Origin of the sequence: Helicobacter pylori (genome assembly GCF_017594925.1) — a bacterium.
GTDB classification, from domain to species: domain Bacteria; phylum Campylobacterota; class Campylobacteria; order Campylobacterales; family Helicobacteraceae; genus Helicobacter; species Helicobacter pylori_DP.
In genome coordinates, this window is the sequence record NZ_JAALNT010000003.1 from 21,156 (window position 1) to 41,771 (window position 20,616).

At 38.7% G+C, this 20,616-nt stretch carries 17 protein-coding genes and 2 pseudogenes; 9 read left to right on the plus strand and 10 right to left on the minus strand.

Annotated elements, in window-relative coordinates; genetic code table 11:
* Positions 1 to 37 precede the first annotated feature (37 nt).
* The 4 genes from G6069_RS01815 to ispG form a co-directional block, all read right to left on the minus strand.
* On the minus strand, positions 38 to 2,086 hold the full coding sequence (locus G6069_RS01815; RefSeq protein ID WP_197293196.1) for a DUF262 domain-containing protein: 2,049 nt from the start codon (positions 2,084 to 2,086) through the stop codon (positions 38 to 40).
* Between the two features lie 234 nt (positions 2,087 to 2,320).
* Positions 2,321 to 3,379 carry a tetratricopeptide repeat protein gene (locus tag G6069_RS01820; protein ID WP_197293197.1) on the minus strand — a complete coding sequence of 353 codons (1,059 nt, stop codon included), beginning with the start codon at positions 3,377 to 3,379 and terminating at the stop codon, positions 2,321 to 2,323.
* An 11-nt stretch (positions 3,380 to 3,390) separates the two neighbouring features.
* Positions 3,391 to 4,596: a 2,3,4,5-tetrahydropyridine-2,6-carboxylate N-succinyltransferase gene (locus G6069_RS01825; protein ID WP_197293198.1), complete on the minus strand. Its 1,206-nt coding sequence runs from the start codon at positions 4,594 to 4,596 to the stop codon at positions 3,391 to 3,393.
* Positions 4,597 to 4,598: 2 nt separating this feature from the next.
* Positions 4,599 to 5,678 carry a flavodoxin-dependent (E)-4-hydroxy-3-methylbut-2-enyl-diphosphate synthase gene (gene ispG, locus G6069_RS01830; protein WP_000892519.1) on the minus strand — a complete coding sequence of 360 codons (1,080 nt, stop codon included), beginning with the start codon at positions 5,676 to 5,678 and terminating at the stop codon, positions 4,599 to 4,601.
* A gap of 119 nt (positions 5,679 to 5,797) precedes the next feature.
* On the opposite strand from ispG, the gene G6069_RS01835 reads away from it, so the two are divergent.
* From G6069_RS01835 to G6069_RS01850, 4 genes are read left to right on the plus strand one after another with little or no spacing between them, the layout of a single operon-like run.
* On the plus strand, positions 5,798 to 6,925 hold the full coding sequence (locus tag G6069_RS01835; protein ID WP_197293199.1) for a succinyldiaminopimelate transaminase: 1,128 nt from the start codon (positions 5,798 to 5,800) through the stop codon (positions 6,923 to 6,925).
* The gene (gene murC, locus G6069_RS01840) at positions 6,918 to 8,267 is read left to right on the plus strand and encodes a UDP-N-acetylmuramate--L-alanine ligase (protein ID WP_197293200.1); all 1,350 of its coding nucleotides are present in this window, start codon (positions 6,918 to 6,920) and stop codon (positions 8,265 to 8,267) included. The genes G6069_RS01835 and murC overlap by 8 nt, the downstream gene beginning before the upstream one ends.
* A complete protein-coding gene (locus G6069_RS01845; protein WP_197293201.1) occupies positions 8,267 to 8,629 on the plus strand; it encodes a hypothetical protein in 363 nt (120 codons plus the stop codon). Before murC ends, G6069_RS01845 begins: the two co-directional genes overlap by 1 nt.
* Positions 8,629 to 10,878, plus strand: a complete 2,250-nt coding sequence (locus tag G6069_RS01850) for an endonuclease MutS2 (RefSeq protein ID WP_197293202.1) — start codon at positions 8,629 to 8,631, stop codon at positions 10,876 to 10,878. The genes G6069_RS01845 and G6069_RS01850 overlap by 1 nt, the downstream gene beginning before the upstream one ends.
* 148 nt (positions 10,879 to 11,026) lie before the next feature.
* Here the strand turns inward: G6069_RS01850 and ppa are convergent, their stop codons facing one another.
* Genes ppa through G6069_RS01880 form a run of 6 tightly spaced genes read right to left on the minus strand, consistent with a single transcriptional unit; the run spans position 11,027 to position 16,251 of the window.
* Positions 11,027 to 11,548 carry an inorganic diphosphatase gene (gene ppa / locus G6069_RS01855; RefSeq protein WP_128048841.1) on the minus strand — a complete coding sequence of 174 codons (522 nt, stop codon included), beginning with the start codon at positions 11,546 to 11,548 and terminating at the stop codon, positions 11,027 to 11,029.
* A 51-nt stretch (positions 11,549 to 11,599) separates the two neighbouring features.
* A complete protein-coding gene (locus tag G6069_RS07925; protein ID WP_331459012.1) occupies positions 11,600 to 12,265 on the minus strand; it encodes a glycosyltransferase family 25 protein in 666 nt (221 codons plus the stop codon).
* Between the two features lie 26 nt (positions 12,266 to 12,291).
* Entirely contained in the window at positions 12,292 to 12,924 is a 633-nt protein-coding gene (locus tag G6069_RS01865) for a glycosyltransferase family 25 protein (protein WP_197293203.1), read from the minus strand.
* 25 nt (positions 12,925 to 12,949) lie between these two features.
* A complete protein-coding gene (locus tag G6069_RS01870; protein WP_197293204.1) occupies positions 12,950 to 13,525 on the minus strand; it encodes an adenylate kinase in 576 nt (191 codons plus the stop codon).
* Positions 13,526 to 13,541: 16 nt separating this feature from the next.
* On the minus strand, positions 13,542 to 15,275 hold the full coding sequence (gene aspS / locus G6069_RS01875) for an aspartate--tRNA ligase (RefSeq protein WP_197293205.1): 1,734 nt from the start codon (positions 15,273 to 15,275) through the stop codon (positions 13,542 to 13,544).
* A 34-nt stretch (positions 15,276 to 15,309) separates the two neighbouring features.
* Positions 15,310 to 16,251, minus strand: coding sequence for a chemotaxis protein CheW (locus G6069_RS01880; RefSeq protein WP_197293206.1), 942 nt, complete (start codon positions 16,249 to 16,251; stop codon positions 15,310 to 15,312).
* A 76-nt stretch (positions 16,252 to 16,327) separates the two neighbouring features.
* Between G6069_RS01880 and ligA the strand changes: the two genes are divergently transcribed.
* From ligA to G6069_RS01900, 5 genes and pseudogenes are all read left to right on the plus strand, one after another.
* Positions 16,328 to 18,298 (plus strand): NAD-dependent DNA ligase LigA, encoded by a 1,971-nt coding sequence (gene ligA / locus G6069_RS01885; protein WP_197293207.1) that lies wholly within the window; start codon positions 16,328 to 16,330, stop codon positions 18,296 to 18,298.
* Positions 18,299 to 18,470: 172 nt separating this feature from the next.
* A complete protein-coding gene (locus tag G6069_RS01890) occupies positions 18,471 to 18,803 on the plus strand; it encodes a ribbon-helix-helix domain-containing protein (protein ID WP_000399915.1) in 333 nt (110 codons plus the stop codon).
* A 44-nt stretch (positions 18,804 to 18,847) separates the two neighbouring features.
* Positions 18,848 to 19,027, plus strand: a complete 180-nt coding sequence (locus G6069_RS07930) for a hypothetical protein (protein WP_150199610.1) — start codon at positions 18,848 to 18,850, stop codon at positions 19,025 to 19,027.
* Between the two features lie 82 nt (positions 19,028 to 19,109).
* A pseudogene (locus tag G6069_RS01895) lies at positions 19,110 to 19,812 on the plus strand (ATP-binding cassette domain-containing protein).
* Positions 19,812 to 20,568, plus strand: a pseudogene (locus G6069_RS01900) (ABC transporter permease). The pseudogenes G6069_RS01895 and G6069_RS01900 overlap by 1 nt, the downstream one beginning before the upstream one ends.
* Positions 20,569 to 20,616: the final 48 nt, after the last annotated feature.

Below are 20,616 nucleotides of genomic sequence, written 5' to 3' on the forward strand. Positions count from 1 at the left end.
CCCCCCCATTTCTTTCATTTCTTTGGGGGGGGCTTGTTTATTCCACAATAAAATCTCTAGGATTGAGATCACAGCCTAAGATAAGATCCCTAAGGTTATTGCCCACCGTTTGATAACTCGCATTGCTGACAAAGTAGAATCCGTATTTTTCAAAAGACACAACAAGAGTGCCATCTCTATCCCTTAATTGCGCTTTTGCTTTATCCCAATAAATGTATCTTTGAGCTTCATCCGTGTAGCTTTCAAAGGCCTCTCTGGCGTTTTCTAATAAGTAGTCTATGACAGCACTAGCCAATTCCTTAGCGTTTCTTACTATTTGCCTTCGCTGATTGGGGAGCTTAACACTTTGAAGATTATGGGAAGTTAAGTCATCATCAAGGGTTTTGTTAATCTCTCTTGTGCGGTATTCTTTAGGCAAATCTTTAAACAATCCCACTTGACAAAATTGATCCGCTAAATATTCGCTCCTGGCCCTCACTTCCTCTATCCCCCAAGAATGGGTGTTATTGATGAAATAGTCGTTTAAATGCAAGGAGCTGTATTCTTCCATAAGCGCAATTTTTGCCTCGTAAGATTTGTTGCCAAGCCTTTGATTTTGCCCTGATAAGGTCAGATTCCCAAAATTATTGAGGTAGTCTTGCTCAAAAGTGAAATAATCCCCCACCCTATCACGCCATTCTTGGGTGGGGGTTTTGGGATAGAAATGCTCCACTTCTAAATTCTCTTCTTTTGGCGGTTCGGCGTTACTTAATTTTTCAATCTCAAGCAGGATGAATTTGCACACTTGATTCGCTGCATAAGCGTTACGCACAAGAAACGCCGCTTTAATTTTATCGTCATTAGGGAACGCCGTTCGTCCAACGCTCTTGCCCAAATACCGCTTCAATGCATCGGCTGAAACATCTTCCCCTAGCTGTCTGTATAAAGAATAAAGAAGTTCAGCAAGTGCAGGGGCAGGATCCCCGCACACGCTTCGGCGCACGAAGTAGCTGATAAGGATTTGCAAAATTTCGCAGAAATTTTCATAATCCAATTTGCCTTCTTCAAAATCTCTGGCACAACGCAAAATAAAGGGCTTTGCCACGCCAAACTTGATTTTCACAAGATCTTTAATACGCAAGCGTAAATTCGCTAACTGTTGCGGGTCTCCACGATGTAAAAAATAATGATCTCTGTCTAAAAAGATTTGATAGATTCTGCCATATTCACGCATATCGCTCATAAGACCTTGTATATCGTTAGGGAAATTGTCTCTGTGGTGGGCTTTTAGCGCGTAATACACTTCACGCTCTTCTTTTTTTAATTTATCTTCAAAATAGATTCTCAAATAGGTTAGAATAAAATCATTCAAATCCTTTTCGCCAAGCCAATTTTCTAAAGGAACCCAATAAGTGTCATAAAGATGTTTCTGTCTGTCAGAATTTTCCCCCATCATCAGGTAGTTGCGGATGAGATCCAGCCCTTTTAATTGCACGCCGGTGGCGTTAATGCTCTCAAACACCACTTGCGGATCGTCTTCGCCTAGCTCTAAGCCTATGGCTACGATTTTGAGCCGCAAAAACGCGCCATAAATCTCTTCAATGCGATACCCTTTGCTGATATAATTGTCAAGCTCTTTGGTGAAAAATTTATAATTATTCCTGATGTGTGATACGCCTTGTATTTCATGCGATCGATTTTGCATGACCAGATCAAAGGCTTCTTTGTCGCTTTTAATGGGTTTTAAGCGCAGCCTTTGTCCTGTAAGATTGAGCAGATTGTCAATCTCTTTTTTTATCTCTTCATTTGGTATCTTGGTCTCTATGGCTTTAAGCAAAAGCATGATGGTAGTAACCCTTTGCTGCCCGTCAATGATGACAAATTCTTGGAGTTGTCTCAAGCTCTTTTCATCATCAATATGATGCAAAATATAAGTGATAGAACCCATGAAATGCGTTTTCTTATTTTGAGAAATACTGACAATATCTTGCAGTAATTTTTCGCAATTTTCTTCTTCCCAAGTGTAGTTCCTTTGGTATACAGGGATAGAAAATATCGTGCCTGTTAAGGCAAAAAAGTCGTTAATGGTGCTTTGTGTCGCTTTCATCGCTTTTCCTTTTTGAGTCAAATTATCATTGCACCGAGTATATTAAATCAAAAAAAAAAAAAGAGCTTAAATTTTTGAAAAAACCGCAATTTGTGGCTGAATTTATCCAAAAAAATAAAAGAGCTTTGCGCAAAGCAAGTAGTAATCTCTTAAAAATGCAGTCTTTAGGAGGGTTTAGTTATGGAGCGAGAATGGTTTCAAAATACCCCCTATTCTCTTAAAAAATTGCTATTACTAGGGTATCTCATAAGAATTGTATGGCATGAACAAGCGCCCGTAATTAGGGTTCACGCGCAATAAATGCTCTTTGAAATTCCCGTAATTACGGCAGCTTGACTCAAAACCATTATCGCACGCATACGAGAATAAATCCAAAGCCCTTTGATCGTCTTGAGGCACGCCTAAGCCCTTTTGATACAACACGCCTAAATTGTTACAGCTCCCCAAAATCCCCCCATCGCATGCCATTTGAAAATACTTCGCTGCATAGTGGTTATTCAAAGGAGCCCCTAAATCCCCATTCGCATAAATCCAGCCTAAATTCGCGCACCCCATCATGTCCCCAGCGTTACAAGCCAAATAATTCAAATCCACTTGACTGAGCTTGGCCTTATCAATGCCATAAATATTATTCACGTTAGACATCAAGCCCAGATTATAACACCCCATATCATTCCCATTCTCGCATGAAAATTTATAATAACTTATCGCTTTGTAATAATCTTTTGGGACCCCACTCCCGTTAGCAAACATCCACCCCAAATTATTGCATGCGAGCATATCCCCCCCTTGACAAGCCACCGCATACAATTGCAAAGCGTTTTCTTTATCGTTCGTATCCGCATTCTTCTTGTTTTCATACATCTGCGCTAAATTCGCGCAAGCGGTCGCATCGCCCCCACTGCAACCCATTTCATAATAGCGAGCGGCCTTTAGTCTGTTGGTTTGGATCCCTACCCCATTAGCATACATCGCCCCTACCGCAAAACACCCGGCCGCATTGCCGTTATCGCACGATTGGGAAAAAAGCTTAAAAGCCCCTTGATAATCGCCCTTTTTAGCCAAATCAATACCGGCAGAAAGCTCGGTTTGAGCGTTTTCAGGCGAACCTAATTTGTCTAATAGATTGGAGTTATCGTTTTTAGGGGTGATCTGGGTGTTAGGGTTTGGCGCACCCTTAGCGTTAGCGGGGTTTAATTCAGGGGGCGTGTTTTTTGGGGCTTGATTGTTTTCTTCAGCGCCACTAAGCTGTAAGATTAAAAAAACAAGCAATAACAAACTTCTTTTGAGCATTCTTTTAATCCTTAATGCAGGTTTTGATTCAACTCAATTTTTTTCACGCTCCTAAAAGCAATCAGCTTGCCATTTTGGCTATTGGAACGAAAATGCACGCCATTTTTTCCGGAAAGCTCTTTGCCTTTGTAAAGATTATTGGCGTGTTTTTCTAAAGCGTTATTCACTTCTAAAAGTTTTTTAAACTCATTTTCTTCAATTTCTACCACGCTCCCAGCTAAAATCGCAACGCCTGCATCCACAATACAGCCATCGCCTAAACTAATGCCGGTAACGCTATTAGCCCCTAGCAAACAATTTTTCCCAATGCTAATAGGGTTGTTATTCCCTCCGCTTAAAACGCCTAACACGCTCGCGCCTCCACCAATATCAGTGCCTGCTCCAACCACCACCGATGAAGAAATGCGCCCCTCATTCATGCACACTCCCATAGCCCCTGCGTTAAAATTCACATAACTAGCCCCGGGCATTTGGGTATAACCTCCGGTCCCTAAATACGCCCCAAAGCGCGTTTTTGAGCTATCCAATAAGCGGATATTGTCAAATTCAGGGATTAATTGCATCAAATAGCGCGGGAATTTATCTATAAAATCAATGCTAGGGAAATGGCCTCGCATTTTTAAAGCCACTTCGTTTATTCTGAGCCATTCTAATTCATAGGGCTTGTTACCGCTCCAAGCCGTATTAGAAAGCTGGTTAAAAATGCCTTCTAAATTCAAACTCCTCAAAGGGGCTTTACCTAAAGAGAGCGCTAAAAGTTTCATATACGCACTCTCCACGCTCTCGCAAGGCTTGTCTTCATACAAGATCACCAAGCGATAAAGAGACTCCCCATCGCTATTCTTCAAACGATTTTCTTCTAAAGCCTTTAAAAGCTCTAAAACCACTTGAATGTTTTTATGAGCCATTTTATTAGAATAGGCTTCATTCAAAAAGGGCGTATAAAACTCTAATGCTTTTAACACAAAACTTTCATCAATCTCAATGACGCGCTCGCTCGCGCTTTCTTTTAGGATTTTTTCTTTAGAAAGCGAGTTGCAAAACACCGCATAAGAGCCTAGATTTTCCTCTTTCCAGTTCAAAACGGGGTAAGTGGCGCATAAAATCTTTTTGGAAATAGGGGCAATATCCACTCTGGCAATGCCAAAACCTAAAGGCTCTTTATAGTGGTTAGATTGCTGGTAGTTGCTCACAAAATTTTTAAACTTATTCATCATGCCTAATCCTTTAAACTCTTTTCTCTTTCTTTAGCTAAATTTTCCACTTCTATGACAAAAGTTTCAAACAAATCCTTTTCAGCCAGTTTGTGAATGACTTTACCCTCTTTAATGATCAAACCGCTGCGATTCCCAAAAGCGATCGCCATGTCTGCATGCTTGGCTTCACCTAAAGCGTTCACCACGCAACCCATCACGCTAATATCTAAAGGGGTTTTAATGTGGCTTAGGCGTTTTTCTACCTTGCTCGCCATATCCACTAAATTGGCTTCAATGCGCCCGCAAGTGGGGCAAGAAATCAAATTAATCCCTTCTTTCAAACGCCCGCTATGGCGTAAAATCGCTCGAGCCACTTTGATTTCATTTTCTAATTCCCCTGTGATGGATACGCGCATCGTATCCCCAATGCCCTCCATTAAAAGCCCCCCTAAAGCCATGGCGGATTTGATACTGGAGCTAAAAAGATTACCCGCTTCAGTAACCCCCAGATGGAAAGGATAGATCACAAGAGGGCGTAGCATCCTATAAGCTTCTATGGTGCGCATCACATCGCTCGCTTTTAAAGAAATCTTAAAATCAGTAAAATCCAAATCTTCTAAAAGTTTGGCGTTATACAAAGCGCTTTCTACCATGCCTTTTGGGGTGGGTCCGTATTTTTGATCAAACTGCTTTTCTAAACTCCCGGCATTCACGCCAATTCTTATAGGGATGTTTTTTTCTTTGCAAGCATCAACCACCGCTTTGATTTTGTCTTTAGATCCGATGTTTCCGGGGTTAATCCTGATCGCATCCACGCTTTGAGCGGCAATGAGAGCGAATTTATAATGGAAATGGATATCAGCGATTAAAGGCAAAGGGGACACTTTTTTCAATTCTTTTAAGGCTAGGGCGTCCTTTTCATTACTCACCGCCACCCTCACTAAATCAGCCCCGGCGAGTTTGAGTCTGTCAATTTGATTTTTAGTGCTTTCAATATCAGCGGTTTTACTAAAGGTCATGCTTTGCGTGCTTATAGGAGCATCACCCCCTATGGCCACGCCACCGATAAAAATTTGCTTGGTATTCACTCTGTTTTCTAGCATTAAACCTCTTCATCAGTTAAATTCTCACTCGCTATTATACTCTTTCTTAGTGGTTTCACACCATAACGCTTAAATTTTAGGTAAGATTAACTATTCCATTTTAAGATTAAAGTAGCCCTATGACCTTTGAGCCTTATCCTTTTGAACGATTAAGAGCCTTGTTTAAAGAAATCACCCCTAAAAAAAAGGGGCTAGATTTAGGCATCGGCGAGCCACGATTTGAAACGCCCAAATTCATTCAAGACGCTCTTAAAAGCCACACCCATTCGCTCAATATCTACCCTAAAAGCGCATTTGAAGAGAGTTTGAGAGCGGCTCAAAGAGGTTTTTTTAAACGCCGTTTTAAAATAGAATTGAAAGAAAACGAATTAATCTCCACGCTAGGATCTAGGGAAGTGTTATTCAATTTCCCTAGTTTTGTTTTATTTGATTATCAAAACCCCACTATCGCCTACCCTAACCCTTTTTATCAAATCTATGAAGGAGCGGCTAAATTTATCAAAGCCAAAAGCCTTTTAATGCCCTTAACTAAAGAAAACGATTTCACGCCAAGCTTGAATGAAAAAGAGTTGCAAGAAGTGGATTTGGTGATCTTAAATTCCCCCAACAACCCCACCGGAAGAACCCTTTCTTTAGAAGAGCTGATTAATTGGGTCAAACTCGCTTTAAAACATGATTTTATTTTAATCAATGATGAATGTTACAGCGAAATTTATGAAAATACGCCTCCCCCTTCGCTTTTAGAAGCTTGCATGCTTATTGGTAATGAAGCGTTTAAAAATGTTTTAGTTATCCATTCGCTCTCCAAACGCTCTAGTGCTCCAGGGCTAAGGAGTGGTTTTATCGCTGGGGATAGCAGCATTTTAGAAAAATACAAAGCGTTTCGCACCTATTTAGGCTACACGAGCGCTAATGCGATCCAAAAGGCTAGTGAAATAGCTTGGCTAGATGATGTGCATGCAGAATTTTTCCGCAATATTTATGCGAATAATTTGAAACTGGCGCGAAAAATCTTTAAAGACACGCTCATTTATCCTTATAGTTTTTATGTGTATCTGCCCGTTCAAAACGGCGAAAATTTTGCCAAAACGCTTTATCAAAACGAAGGCATTATCGCTTTACCGGCTTTGTATTTGGGGCGTAATCATATCGGTGCTGATTGCGTGCGTTTAGCCCTTGTCTATGACACCCCCCTTTTAGAAAAGCCTTTAGAAATCATAGAAACTTATCGAGAAAATCATGCTTGAAACCCCAAAAGTTTTACTCAAAAACCTGCAAGATTGCAAGATCCATTTTATCGGTATAGGGGGGATTGGCATTTCAGGATTAGCCAAATACCTTAAAGCGCAAGGGGCTACAATCAGCGGCTCTGATATTGCCATAAGCCCTAGCGTTAAGTATTTGAAAGCTTTAGGCGTAGAAATCAATATCCCGCATGATCCAAAAGCGATTGAAAATCAAGATGCCATTATCCATTCAGCCATTATTAAAGAAGACAATACAGAAATACAAAGGGCTAAGGAATTAGAAATCCCTATTTTATCTCGTAAAGACGCTTTGTATTCTATCCTTAAAGACAAGCGCGTTTTTAGCGTGTGCGGGGCTCATGGAAAAAGTAGTATCACCGCCATGTTAAGCGCGATTTTCCCCTTTTTTGGAGCGATTATTGGGGCGCATTCTAAAGAGTTTGATTCCAATGTGCGAGAGAGCGCGAATGATAGCTTGGTTTTTGAAGCCGATGAGAGCGATTCGAGTTTTTTATTTTCTAACCCTTATGCTGCGATTGTGCCTAACACAGAGCCAGAACATTTGGAGCATTATAACCACGATTTAGAGCGTTTTTTCTTCGCTTATGAATATTTTTTAGACCATGCTCAAAAAAGAGTGATCTATAAAGAAGATCCTTTTTTAAAAAACTATTCTAAAAACGCTATTGTTTTAGAAAAAAAAGACATTCGCAATATCCAATACATTTTAAAAGACGGCGAGCCTTACACTTCATTTGAATTGAAAGACTTGGGGGCTTTTTTGGTGTGGGGGTTAGGCGAACATAACGCCACGAATGCGAGTTTGGCGATTTTAAGCGCTTTAGATGAATTGGATTTAGAAGAAATTAGAAATAATTTATTGAATTTCAAAGGCATTAAAAAACGCTTTGATATTTTGCAAAAAAACGCGCTCATCCTCATTGATGATTACGCCCACCACCCCACTGAAATCAGCGCCACTTTAAAAAGTGCTAGGATTTATGCTGATTTATTGGACACGCAAGAAAAGATTGTAGTGATCTGGCAAGCGCACAAATACTCCCGCTTAATGGACAATTTAGAAGAGTTTAAAAAATGTTTTTTAGAGCATTGCGACAGGTTGATCATTTTACCCGTTTATAGCGCGAGTGAAGTTAAAAGAGACATTGATTTGAAAGCCCATTTTAAGCATTATAACCCCACCTTTATAGACAGGGTGCGTAAAAAGGGGGATTTTTTAGAGCTCTTAGTCAATGATAATGTGGTAGAAACGATCCAAAAAGGCTTTGTGATAGGTTTTGGAGCGGGGGATATTACCTATCAATTGAGAGGCGAAATGTAATGGGTGCAGCGGTTGTTTTATTTTTAACGCTAATTTTATTGTTTTTAGTGTTAAGGGATTTTGGTTTAGTTAGTCCTAAACAAAAGATTTTAGCTTTTTTAATCGTAGGGGTTATAGGAGCGAGCATCAGCGTTTATACTTACAAGCAAAACCAACAAAACCAACAAGAAATCGCTTTACAAAGAGCGTTTTTAAGAGGGGAAACCTTGTTGTGTAAAGGCATTAAAGTCAATAACCAAACCTTTAATTTAGTGAGCGGGACTTTGAGCTTTTTAGGCAAAAAACAGACCCCTATGAAAGACGTTCTTGTGGATTTGGATTCTTGTCAGACGCTCCAAAAAGATCCCTTAATCCGACCTTAATGATGAACAATAATAATACCCTACCCAAACCCCTAGAAGAAAGCCTGGATTTAAAAGAGTTTATCGCTCTTTTTAAAACCTTTTTTGCAAAAGAAAGAGATACTATTGCTTTAGAAAGCGATCTCAAGCAAACTTTCACTTATTTAAACGAAGTGGATGCAATCGGTTTGCCCACCCCTAAAAGCGTGAAAGAAAGCGAACTTATTCTTATCAAACTCACCAAATTAGGGACGCTCCATTTAGATGAAATTTTTGAGATTGTCAAACGATTGCGCTACATTGTCATTTTACAAAACGCTTTTAAAACTTTCACGCAGTTAAAATTTCACGAACGCCTTAACGCTATTGTTTTACCCCCCTTTTTTAATGATTTGATCCTTTTATTGGATGATGAAGGCAAAATCAAACAAGGGGCGAACGCCACCCTAGATGCTTTGAATGAAAGCTTGAACCGCCTTAAAAAAGAAAGCGCCAAAGTTATTCATCATTACGCCCACTCTAAAGAGCTTGCCCCTTATTTAGTGGATACGCAAAGCCACCTTAAGCATGGTTATGAATGCCTTTTATTGAAAAGCGGGTTTTCTAGCGCGATTAAAGGCGTTGTGCTAGAAAGGAGCGCTAATGGTTATTTCTATCTTTTGCCTGAAAGCGCGCAAAAAATCGCCCAAAAAATCGCGCAAATTGATAATGAAATAGATTGTTGTATCGTTGAAATATGCCAAACTCTAAGCCATAGCTTGCAAAAACACCTTTTATTTTTAAAATTCCTTTTTAAAGAATTTGATTTTTTAGACAGCTTGCAAGCCCGGCTCAATTTCGCTAAAGCCTGCAATTTAGAATTTGTCATGCCAAGCTTTTCTCAAAAAAAAATGGTTTTAGAAAACTTTTCACACCCCATTTTAAAAGAGCCAAAGCCCTTAAATTTGAAGTTTGAAAAATCCATGCTCGCTGTTACTGGCGTGAATGCGGGCGGGAAAACCATGCTCTTAAAATCGCTTTTAAGCGCGGCGTTTTTGAGCAAGCATCTTATTCCTATGAAAATCAACGCTCATCATTCCATTATCCCCTATTTTAAAGAAATCCACGCCATTATTAATGACCCTCAAAACAGCGCGAACAATATCTCTACTTTTGCCGGCAGAATGAAGCAATTTAGCGCTCTTTTATCCAAAGAAAACATGCTTTTAGGCGTTGATGAAATTGAGCTAGGGACTGACGCTGATGAAGCGAGCAGTTTGTATAAAACCCTGTTAGAAAAATTACTCAAACAAAACAACCAAATCATTATCACCACGCACCACAAACGCTTGAGCGTGTTAATGGCAGAAAACCAAGAAGTGGAATTACTGGCCGCTCTTTATGATGAGGAAAAAGAACGGCCCACTTACACTTTTTTAAAAGGGGTTATTGGCAAAAGCTATGCGTTTGAAACCGCTTTGCGCTATGGCGTGCCGCATTTTTTGATTGAAAAAGCGAAAGCCTTCTATGGCGAAGATAAGGAAAAATTGAATGTTTTGATTGAAAATTCCAGCGCGTTAGAAAGGGAATTGAAGCAAAAAAATGAACATTTAGAGAACGCTTTAAAAGAGCAAGAAGATTTAAAAAACGCATGGCTTTTGGAAATGGAAAAACAAAAAGAAATCTTTCACCATAAAAAATTGGAATTGGAAAAATCCTACCAACAAGCCCTAAATATCTTAAAAAGCGAAGTCGCTTCAAAAGATACCAGCTCCATGCATAAAGAAATCCATAAAGCGAGCGAGATTTTAAACAGGCATAAAACAGACCAAGAGATCCCACAAACAATAACAAGCTTTCAAATTAACGAAAAAGCGCGCTATAAAAATGAAAGCGTGCTGATAGCACAAATTTTAGACAAGGGCTATTATTTGATAGAAACCGAGCTTGGCATGCGTTTGAAAGCGCATGGGAGTTGGTTGAAACAAATCCAAAAACCCCCTAAAAACAAATTCAAACCCCCTAAAACCATCGTTCCTAAACCCAAAGAAGCGAGCTTGCGCCTTGATTTAAGGGGGCAACGCAGCGAAGAAGCTTTAGATTTACTAGACGCTTTTTTAAACGACGCGCTTTTAGGGGGCTTTGAAGAAGTACTGATTTGCCATGGCAAGGGGAGCGGGATTTTAGAAAAGTTCGTGAAAGAATTTTTAAAAAACCACCCCAAAGTGGTGAGTTTTAGCGACGCTCCCATTAATTTAGGCGGCAGTGGGGTTAAAATCGTTAAATTGTAGTTTTTGGCGCTTGTTTTTATAGGGATTGATACAAAAATCCGCTTAAACCACCCTATTTTACACCAACGCCCAACGAGAACAAAGCCTTTTAAAAGAGCGTTGAAAAAGGGTTTTTATCGCTTAATTGAGTCAAAACCCTTAAAAATCTTTAGCCTTGATAGGATTTTATGGCTTTTTCTAAAACCTTAATCGCGCTCTCTTTGTTTTCAAACCCCTTGACTTTCACCCATTTATTAGGCTCTAAATCCTTGTAAGTTTCAAAAAAATGTTTGATTTTATCCAAAGTGTGTTTGGATAAATCATCAATATCTTTAACATAGGAATGCGTGGGATCAATCTTATCTATGGGTAGAGCGAGTAATTTTTCATCCATTCCGCTTTCATCTTCCATGTTCAACACCCCAACCAAGCGCGCTTTCACTACGCTTCCGGCTTGAAAAGCCACATCGCTTAAAACAAGCGCATCTACAGGGTCGCCATCAGATCCTAAAGTGTTAGGCACAAAGCCGTAATTCGCGGGGTAATTTTGCGCCCCATAAAGCACCCTATCCACCATTAAAGCCCCGCTTTCCTTATCCAATTCATACTTGATATTAGAATGCTTGGATATTTCAATCACCACGCACAAAGAATCAGCGTCATGGCTCACTTCTAATTGGTCTAAATTCATTGCAATCTCCTTTGAATAAAAAGACTTATTCTAACATAAAGCCCGCTCTTTTTAAACCTCTTTAGGGGTTTTTAAAGGAGCGTATTGTTTGCTGTATTTGTGAAAGGCTTTTAAACATTTCCTTGCATTAAACTTATGGTAAAAAAGATTATCAAAATAAGATTTTCTAGGGGGCTTTAATGAAATGTCAGGCTTTTTTGCATTTTGAATGGTGCTATTGAAAGCATGTTTGTTTAAAGAAATAGGGCAAGGCAAATAAGTTAGATTAGCCACATCATGGTAAGTGGGATTGTTCATAAACATATCCACCGGCTCTATGATTTTAAAACGCTCCGTGGCTTCTATAAAGGTTTTAGCACCCTTAGGCGTGAGGTAGTAGCCTGCTGTAGTGGCCACATACACGCTGGTGAGGTAAAAATGCTCTAAAAATAGTGCTTCTTTTTCATTATCAGTGCGAGATTCCCAAAAAGTCTCTTTGATGTTTACCTCTTTTGCCAATAAGGATTCGTATTTTCCCATGAGTTCGTCGTATTTTTCCGCAATATTCTTATTGAGATCATCGTATTTTCCTGTGAGATCATCGTATTTTGTGGTGAGATCATCGTATTTTCCTGTGAGATCATCGTATTTTGATACGAGATTTTTATACACTTCTGTCCGAGCTAAAATATTTCCAATGAAGTGGTTGAGTTTTCTTTTAATTTTTCTAAAAACCACTGGATTAAAAGAGGTTTTTTGGGGCGCTATTTTGCAAGGCTCAGATAGTTCTTTGGGGTCTTGTTGCGTTTCAATAATAGAGTCTTGTTGCGTATCTTGTGTGGGATTGGGGGGGGGGGGGTAACTTCATGGTTTTCAATAGGCACTTCAGCTTCTTTAGTCTTTGCATGATCTTCAATGGGTGTCTCTCCCATAGATTCTACAGCATCTCTCTCTAAGGGGAGCGTGCACAAATTGGTTTTATGAAAATTCCAATACCACCCAAAAAGCTTGACAAAATCAAAAGGGCTTTTCAAGCAATCTTCTAAGGCTTGCATGAAGTTGGACTCTAGCGCTACATCATCTTCTAAAATAACGACCGGTTGGTTTGTTTTAACGCATTCTTTCCATAAAAAATAATGGCTTAAATAGCACCCCAATTCTTGGGGCAATAATTCTTGATAACAATAATCAGAATGGAACCAATCGGATTTTAACATGCTTTGCGCATCATAAAGCTCTTGAACGAATTTTTCAAAATCTTCGTGTTTGGGGCTAATAGCGTCAAAGATTTGAAAAACGCAACGGCCTTTAAACTTTTCATTGGATTCTAAAACGAGTTTTTCAGTATCCAAACGCCTTTGACTTTCTTTTAAAGAAATGATATAAACACCAATCACAGCTCATTCTCCTTAAGAACGCATTTTAATTCGCAAAAGACAAAATATACTCTTGCATTTCGCCCACAATCTCTTCAATGCTCCTCTCCCCATTGATCGCTTTATACACTTTCTTATTCTTGTAAAAATTTTGGATTTCAGCTAAGGGATCTAAAAACACCCGCATGCGGTTATGAAACACGACTTCATTATCATCAGCCCCCCTAGAGCGCCCTAAAACCCTTTCTTTAGCGGTGTTTTCACTCACTTCTACTTCAATCACGCTTTTTAAGATCACTTCGTTTTGAGCGTTCAATTCCTTATCCAAAGCCTGCATTTGTTCCACGCTCCTGGGATAGCCATCAATTAAAATGATCCCTTTGCTAGAACTTTTAATCGCTGAAAGGATCGTTTCTACCACAATTTCTAAAGGCACTAATTCGCCTTGAGAAGTGAATTTTTCAATCAATAAGCCTCGCTCAGTCTTTTTAGCGCTCTCAGCCCTGAGTAAATCCCCAGTAGAAAAATGAGCGATTGTTTCGCTGTTATTCTTAGCGATAAGCTCTGCATCAGTGGTTTTACCACTCCCTGGGGCTCCAATAATCAAAAATAGTTGTTTCATATCGTATCCTTTTAAATTATTTTCTCAAGCGAATGTGTAATTCTCTTAGTTGCTCTTCATTAATGGGGCTAGGCGCATCAGTCAATAAGCATGAAGCTTTTTGCGTTTTAGGGAAAGCGATCACATCTCTAATGCTACTAGATTTTGTCATTAGCATAATCAAGCGATCAAAGCCTATCGCAAAGCCCCCATGAGGAGGAGCACCAAATTTTAGCGCTTCTAGTAAAAAGCCAAATTTCTTTTGCGCTTCTTCTTCATGGATATTGATTTTTTCAAAGACTTTTTTTTGCATTTCTTCTTTATGAATCCTTATGCTTCCCCCACCAAGCTCCACGCCATTAAGCACCACATCATACGCATGCGCTTCAATCTCTTCTATATCTTCGCATTCTATATTTTTAGGCATCGTAAAGGGGTGGTGCGCAGCGTGATAGCCGTTTTCGGTTTTTTCAAACATGGGGAAATTGACTACCCATAAGAAATTCAAAGCGTCTTTATCAATCAAATCAAGTATTTCAGCCACTTTCAAGCGCAAGCGCCCCATGTAATCTAGCACGATTTTTTTATCCCCAGCTCCAAAAAAGACAATATCCCCAACTTGCGCATCAGTCCTTTCTAAAATATTCTTAAGCCCCTTTTCGCTCAAAAATTTAACTAAAGGCCCTTTAATCCCATCTTCTTTAATTTGCAAATACGCCAAGCCTTGCGCCCCAAACTGGCGCACAAATTCTTCTAATTCCTTTAAAACGCTGCGGCTAAAAAGTGCATCAGCCCCCTTAACGTTCAAAGCTTTAATGCGTTTGTTTTTAGGATCTTGCGCAATATTAGAAAAAATAGCGTTTGAGCTGTCCCTAAAACAATCCCCCACTTCTATTAAAGGCAATTCAAAGCGTAAATCCGGCTTATCGCTCCCATAATTTTCCATCGCTTCCTTATAAGGCATGCGTTTAAAAGGTTTAGAAATAGTATGCCCAATCGCTTTAAAAATCTCTTGCAACAAATCTTCCACCACACCCATCACATCATTTTCATCACAAAAACTCATTTCCGCATCAATTTGCGTGAATTCTGGCTGCCTGTCCGCTCTCAAATCTTCATCTCTAAAGCAACGAGCGATTTGAAAATACCTGTCCATTCCCCCCACCATTAAAAGCTGTTTGAATAATTGCGGGCTTTGAGGGAGTGCAAAAAATTCGCCCTCATGCACCCTACTTGGCACTAAATAATCCCTAGCCCCCTCAGGCGTGGTTTTAGACAAAATGGGGGTTTCAATCTCTAAAAAGCCCTTTTGGGCTAAAGCGTTACGAGTGATTAGAGCGACTTCACTGCGCAATTTAAAGATTTCATAAGCGTTCAAAGAGCGTAAATCCAAATAGCGGTATTTCAAGCGCAAATCTTCATTCACATGTTTATTGCCAATTTCAATCGGTGGGGTAGCGCTTTTATTTTCAATGACTAATTCTTCTAAAACAATTTCAATTTTACCCGTTTTTAGTTTAGGGTTTTCTAAACCAGGCCCTCTCAAACGCACTCTTCCTTTAGCCACTAGCACAAATTCGCTCCTGACTTCCAAAGCCTTTTCATAAGCCTTAGAGCTAGGATCACAGACGAGTTGCACTAAACCGCTCTTATCCCTTAAATCAATAAAAACCACGCCTCCATGGTCTCTATAAGTGTTACACCATCCGGCCACTTTGATGGTTTTACCCACATCTTTTTCACTAATTTCTGTGCAGAAATGACTTCGCATGTTTTATCCCTTTAAATTAAAACAAAAATTAAATTTATGAAAGCGTTTTTTTAAGCATTTCATGGATTTCAAGAATGTTAGATTTTACCACAAAACCATCCGCTTCTAAAGATTGGGCTAATTGGCGATTGGAATCGCTGCTCATGGACGAATTGATAATCACAGGAAGATGCTCAGTTCTGCTATCAGCTTTAATGGTTTTTAGCACTTCAAACCCTGAAATAACGGGCATTTCTAAATCCGTAATGACCACGCCGACCTGTTGGTAATGTTCTTTTTCATACAAATAATCCAACAATTCCCTCCCGTTTGGAAAGGCTAAATAACGCAATTCCAAAGTTTGAACGATTTTTTCTAGGGTTTTAAGAGCGCTCAAGGAATCTTCAGCGATTAAAATGAGTTTTTGGCTTTGAATGGCTTCTATGCAACGCAAAGTCAAATCGTCTAAATCTTTCAAGCTAGGGAAAACATCGCTAATCATCTTTTCCACATCTAAGATCTGCACCACTCGTTCTTTATCAAAACGGGTGATAGCGCTAAGCTTACCCTCTTCATTAATGCCTTGTTTGTCCCCAGCGCTAATCTCAGTCCAATTTTTATGAATAATCCTTTCAATTTTCAAAACCTTTAGAGCGATGGAATGGTTAGAAAAATGGCACACGATCACCAAATTATGGTCATCTTTAACGCTGCATTCTGTTAAATTGCGACTCGGATCATTAGCGTTATAATGCAACCACCTTTTCACATCCACTAAAGGAATGGATTCGCCCCTAACGCTAAGAAACCCGAGCATCACGCCATCGCTCCCTCCAAGAATCTCTGTAACCTCTCCATCATAATGGATAATTTCTCGGATCTTAAAAATATTCATGCCATAAAGTTGGGCGTCTTTTTCTGCATCTAATCTAAAGCACAGAAATTGTGCTTCGTTGTTTAAGTGCAACGAAGTCGTTTTGTCAATATCTCTTACCACCTAATTTCCCCTAAGCCCTATCAAAGATTAAATGTTATAATACTACCCTAATTTAGTTTAAAAGGTTTTTACAAAAATGATAAAAAGCCAAAAAGAATATTTAGAAAGAATTGAATACTTAAACACCCTATCGCACCATTATTACAACCTTGATGAGTCAATCGTAAGCGATGCGGTCTATGATGAACTTTACCAAGAATTAAAAGCTTATGAAGAAAAAAACCCTAATGATATTCAAGCCAATTCCCCTACCCAAAAAGTGGGGGCTATTACCACCAATTCGTTCAATAAAAACCCCCATTTAATGCGGATGTGGAGCTTAGATGATGTGTTCAATCAAAGCGAATTGCAAGCGTGGTTGCAACGCATTTTAAAAGCCTATCCTAACGCTTCATTCGTGTGTTCGCCCAAACTTGATGGGGTTTCACTCAATCTTTTGTATCAACATGGCAAGCTAGTGAGTGCGACCACTAGGGGTAATGGCTTAGAAGGAGAGCTTGTTACCCACAACGCTAAACATATCGCTAATATCCCCCATTTTATCGCTTATGATGGAGAAATAGAAATCAGGGGCGAGGTGATCATTTCTAAAAAGGATTTTGACGCTTTAAACAAAGAGCGCTTAAACGCTAACGAACCCCTATTCGCTAACCCTAGAAACGCCGCATCAGGGAGTTTGAGGCAGCTTGATAGCAATATCACTAAAAGGCGTAAATTGCAATTCATCCCTTGGGGTGTGGGCAAGCATTCTTTGAATTTCCTAAGCTTTAAGGAGTGTTTGGATTTTATTGTCTCGCTGGGTTTTAGCGCTATTCAATACTTAAGCCTAAACAAAAACCACCAAGAAATAGAAGAAAATTACCACACCCTGATTAGAGAAAGGGAGGGCTTTTTTGCCCTTTTAGACGGCATGGTGATCGTTGTGAATGAATTGAATATTCAAAAGGAGCTAGGCTACACGCAAAAATCCCCTAAATTCGCTTGCGCTTATAAATTCCCGGCTCTAGAAAAACACACCAAAATCATAGGAGTCATCAACCAAGTGGGGCGCAGCGGGGCAATCACACCGGTCGCTCTCTTAGAGCCTATAGAAATTGCTGGGGCTATGGTTACAAAAGCGACCTTACACAATTATTCTGAAATTGAAAAAAAGAATATCATGCTCAATGATAGGGTCGTTGTCATTAGAAGCGGCGATGTGATCCCTAAAATCATCAAACCTTTAGAAACTTACAGAGACGGATCGCAACACAAAATTGAACGCCCCAAAGTTTGCCCCATATGCTCGCATGAGCTTTTGTGCGAAGAGATTTTTACTTATTGTCAAAACCTTAATTGCCCGGCAAGATTGAAAGAAAGCTTGATTCATTTTGCTTCTAAGGACGCTTTAAACATTCAAGGCTTGGGCGATAAAGTCATAGAGCAACTTTTTGAAGAAAAACTCATTTTTAACGCCTTGGATTTGTATGCTTTAAAGTTAGAAGACTTAATGCGGCTAGACAAATTCAAAATCAAAAAAGCTCAAAATCTGTTAGACGCTATTCAAAAGAGCAAAAACCCTCCCTTATGGCGTTTGATCAACGCTTTAGGGATTGAGCATATCGGTAAGGGAGCGAGTAAAACGCTAGCCAGATACGGCTTAAATGTGTTAGAAAAAAGCGAAGCCGAGTTTTTGGAAATGGAAGGCTTTGGGGTGGAAATGGCGCATTCTTTAGTTAATTTTTATGCGAGCAATCAGGAATTTATCCGATCGTTATTTGATTTGTTAAACCCTAAAAGTAGCGATACGGCTGAAGAAAAGCAAAAAAGCTCTTCTGTTTTCAGTAATAAAACGATTGTTTTAACCGGCACGCTTTCTAAACCACGGCAAGAATACGCTCAAATGTTAGAAAATTTAGGGGCAAAAATTGCTTCAAGCGTGAGCGCTAAAACCGATTTTTTAATCGCTGGAGAAAACGCCGGCTCAAAACTCGCTCTAGCACAAAAACATGGCGTAAGCGTTTTGAATGAAGAAGAATTGTTAAAACGCCTTAAGGAATTTGATTAAAAATCATCGCTTATTAAAATCAAGCTCCTTTACCATTTGTTTTAAGATTTTATGTTTAATACCCAATTAAATTCTAAAGAAAAATTCCAATTTTCATTCTTAATAGGATTTACCCACAAAATCCTATTTTATAGTAGAATGCGAAAAAATAAAGACACTTTAAGGAGTAATAATGGAACACCATAAAGCGCACACAACCATTCAGGCTTTACAAGCCAAACGCAAAAGGTTGCTAACCGAATTAGCCGAGTTAGAAGCAGAAATAAAAGTGGGCAGCGAACGAAAGAGCAGTTTTAACGTTTCGCTCTCGCCGAGTTTGTTAGCCGAAATAGAAGAGATAGAATACGAAGAAAAAACAAGTAAAGAGCGAAGAATCAATCACAGCGTTTTACTTTCGCCCAGTTTTATGGCTAAAGTGGATGAATACATGAAAGAGAAAGGTTTTCCTAATCGCTCGCTCCTCTTTGAAAAAGCGTTGGAATTTTATATGCTAAAACACCCATAAACCAGTAACGGACAAAAAACAAGAGGGTATTTAGGGTTTTGATAATGAAAAATCAAAAGCTCCGTTGCTTTGGTTTTTTAAGGTTATTGATCTTTTTATTCAAAGCTTTGGCTTTGTTTATTTTTGAGAGTTTGGAGTGCTTTTTAAAATCGTTTCACTCGCTTAAATCGTATCTATCAGTAACGCTTTTGGCTTGTTTTAACAAATATCAGTTAATTTTTTAGTAATACTGCACTCAATAAAACCATCATTTGAATATAATAACCTTAAATGGGATTTTAAATCATTCCTATATAAGGGGATTTTATGATTTCTAACATCAGCACACGCCCAAAAACCATGTTTAAAAACGCTTTAAATATACAAGATTTTTCATTTAAAAATCATACTAGTACAGCCATTATTGGCACAAATGGTGCTGGAAAATCAACGCTTATCAACACTATTCTAGGCATTAGATCAGACTATAATTTTAAAGCACAAAACAATAATATTCCATACTACGACAATGTTATACCACAACGCAAACAATTGGGAGTTGTCTCTAACCTATTCAACTACCCACCTGGATTAAACGCAAACGACCTTTTTAAATTCTATCAATTTTTTCACAAAAACTGCACTCCAAATCTATTTGAAAAAAATCTTTTGAATAAAACCTACGAACACCTAAGCGATGGACAAAAACAGCGTTTAAAGATTGACTTAGCTCTTAGCCACCACCCCCAATTAATTATTATGGATGAACCAGAAACTAGTTTAGAACAAAACGCTCTTATAAGACTATCAAATCTCATAAGCTTGCGCAACACCCAACAACTTACAAGTATCATCGCCACTCATGATCCTATTGTCTTAGATAGTTGCGAATGGGTATTGCTCCTTAAGAATGGCAACATTGCTCAATACAAACCTTTAAATTCTATATTAAAATCTGTAGCTAAAACTTTGTAACTTTAAAGAAAAACCAACCACAAAAGACTTATTAGCATTACTAAAGGATATTTAGTGGGAGCAATTCTATCTATCCTAAAACTTGAAATCAAATCTTATCTCACCAATACAAGTGCGTTATTTTGGACTTTTATTTATCCTATTTTAATGCTTCTATTACTAATTTTTGTTTTTTCAAAAAATACCACTGAAATTTTTTACTTTAATAATATTATAGGTCTAATGGGACTCCTTATTATTTCTAGCGCGATCTTTGGTCTCACTCAAGCTATAACAAGCTTGAGAATCGCATAATATATTCTTGTTCTACATGCTATCACCAGCAACTTTCAAACAAATAACTCTAGCATTAATCGCTTCAAGACTAATCATTGTAATCCTATATGTTTTTATCTTTATTATTCTCTCTTTTTATGCGCTCAATATCATCACTATTCTTAATTTTAAAGCGCTTATTTTGGGGTTTGTCAGTATTTTTTCAAGCGCATTGTTTTGTTTTTGCTTGGCCATTTTTGTAGCTAGAATTTTTCAAAACGAACAAAGTATCTTAGGATTTTGTAATATCATCAATCTCTATGCGCTAATGTCTTGTAATGTTTTTGTTCCTTTAGAATACCTACCTAATATTGGTCAATTATTTATCAAAACATCTATTTTTTACTACCTTAATCAACTTCTAATCAAAGCTTTTCAAGGGATTGATACTATACTGGTTTTAGCAACTTCAACATTTTTCATTATTGGTGGCATTATTTTATTTTTACTAAGCGCTAATCGCATGTTACTAACACCAAAAGAACGCATGCGTTAAATCCTTAATCCCACCATTGATTTATTTAATAGCTCAAAAAAGGGGTAA

Excerpts from the sequence above, each read along its gene's own strand:
- ppa (WP_128048841.1), bottom strand. The coding sequence starts at position 11,548 with ATGAATTTAGACCAATTAGAAGTGAGCCATGACGCTGATTCTTTGTGC.
- aspS (WP_197293205.1), bottom strand. The coding sequence starts at position 15,275 with ATGCGAAGTCATTTCTGCACAGAAATTAGTGAAAAAGATGTGGGTAAA.
- G6069_RS01820 (WP_197293197.1), bottom strand. The coding sequence starts at position 3,379 with ATGCTCAAAAGAAGTTTGTTATTGCTTGTTTTTTTAATCTTACAGCTT.
- G6069_RS01815 (WP_197293196.1), bottom strand. The coding sequence starts at position 2,086 with ATGAAAGCGACACAAAGCACCATTAACGACTTTTTTGCCTTAACAGGC.
- G6069_RS01845 (WP_197293201.1), top strand. The coding sequence starts at position 8,267 with ATGGGTGCAGCGGTTGTTTTATTTTTAACGCTAATTTTATTGTTTTTA.
- G6069_RS01835 (WP_197293199.1), top strand. The coding sequence starts at position 5,798 with ATGACCTTTGAGCCTTATCCTTTTGAACGATTAAGAGCCTTGTTTAAA.
- ispG (WP_000892519.1), bottom strand. The coding sequence starts at position 5,678 with ATGCTAGAAAACAGAGTGAATACCAAGCAAATTTTTATCGGTGGCGTG.
- G6069_RS01870 (WP_197293204.1), bottom strand. The coding sequence starts at position 13,525 with ATGAAACAACTATTTTTGATTATTGGAGCCCCAGGGAGTGGTAAAACC.
- G6069_RS07930 (WP_150199610.1), top strand. The coding sequence starts at position 18,848 with ATGAAAAATCAAAAGCTCCGTTGCTTTGGTTTTTTAAGGTTATTGATC.
- G6069_RS01850 (WP_197293202.1), top strand. The coding sequence starts at position 8,629 with ATGATGAACAATAATAATACCCTACCCAAACCCCTAGAAGAAAGCCTG.
- ligA (WP_197293207.1), top strand. The coding sequence starts at position 16,328 with ATGATAAAAAGCCAAAAAGAATATTTAGAAAGAATTGAATACTTAAAC.
- G6069_RS01890 (WP_000399915.1), top strand. The coding sequence starts at position 18,471 with ATGGAACACCATAAAGCGCACACAACCATTCAGGCTTTACAAGCCAAA.
- G6069_RS01825 (WP_197293198.1), bottom strand. The coding sequence starts at position 4,596 with ATGATGAATAAGTTTAAAAATTTTGTGAGCAACTACCAGCAATCTAAC.
- murC (WP_197293200.1), top strand. The coding sequence starts at position 6,918 with ATGCTTGAAACCCCAAAAGTTTTACTCAAAAACCTGCAAGATTGCAAG.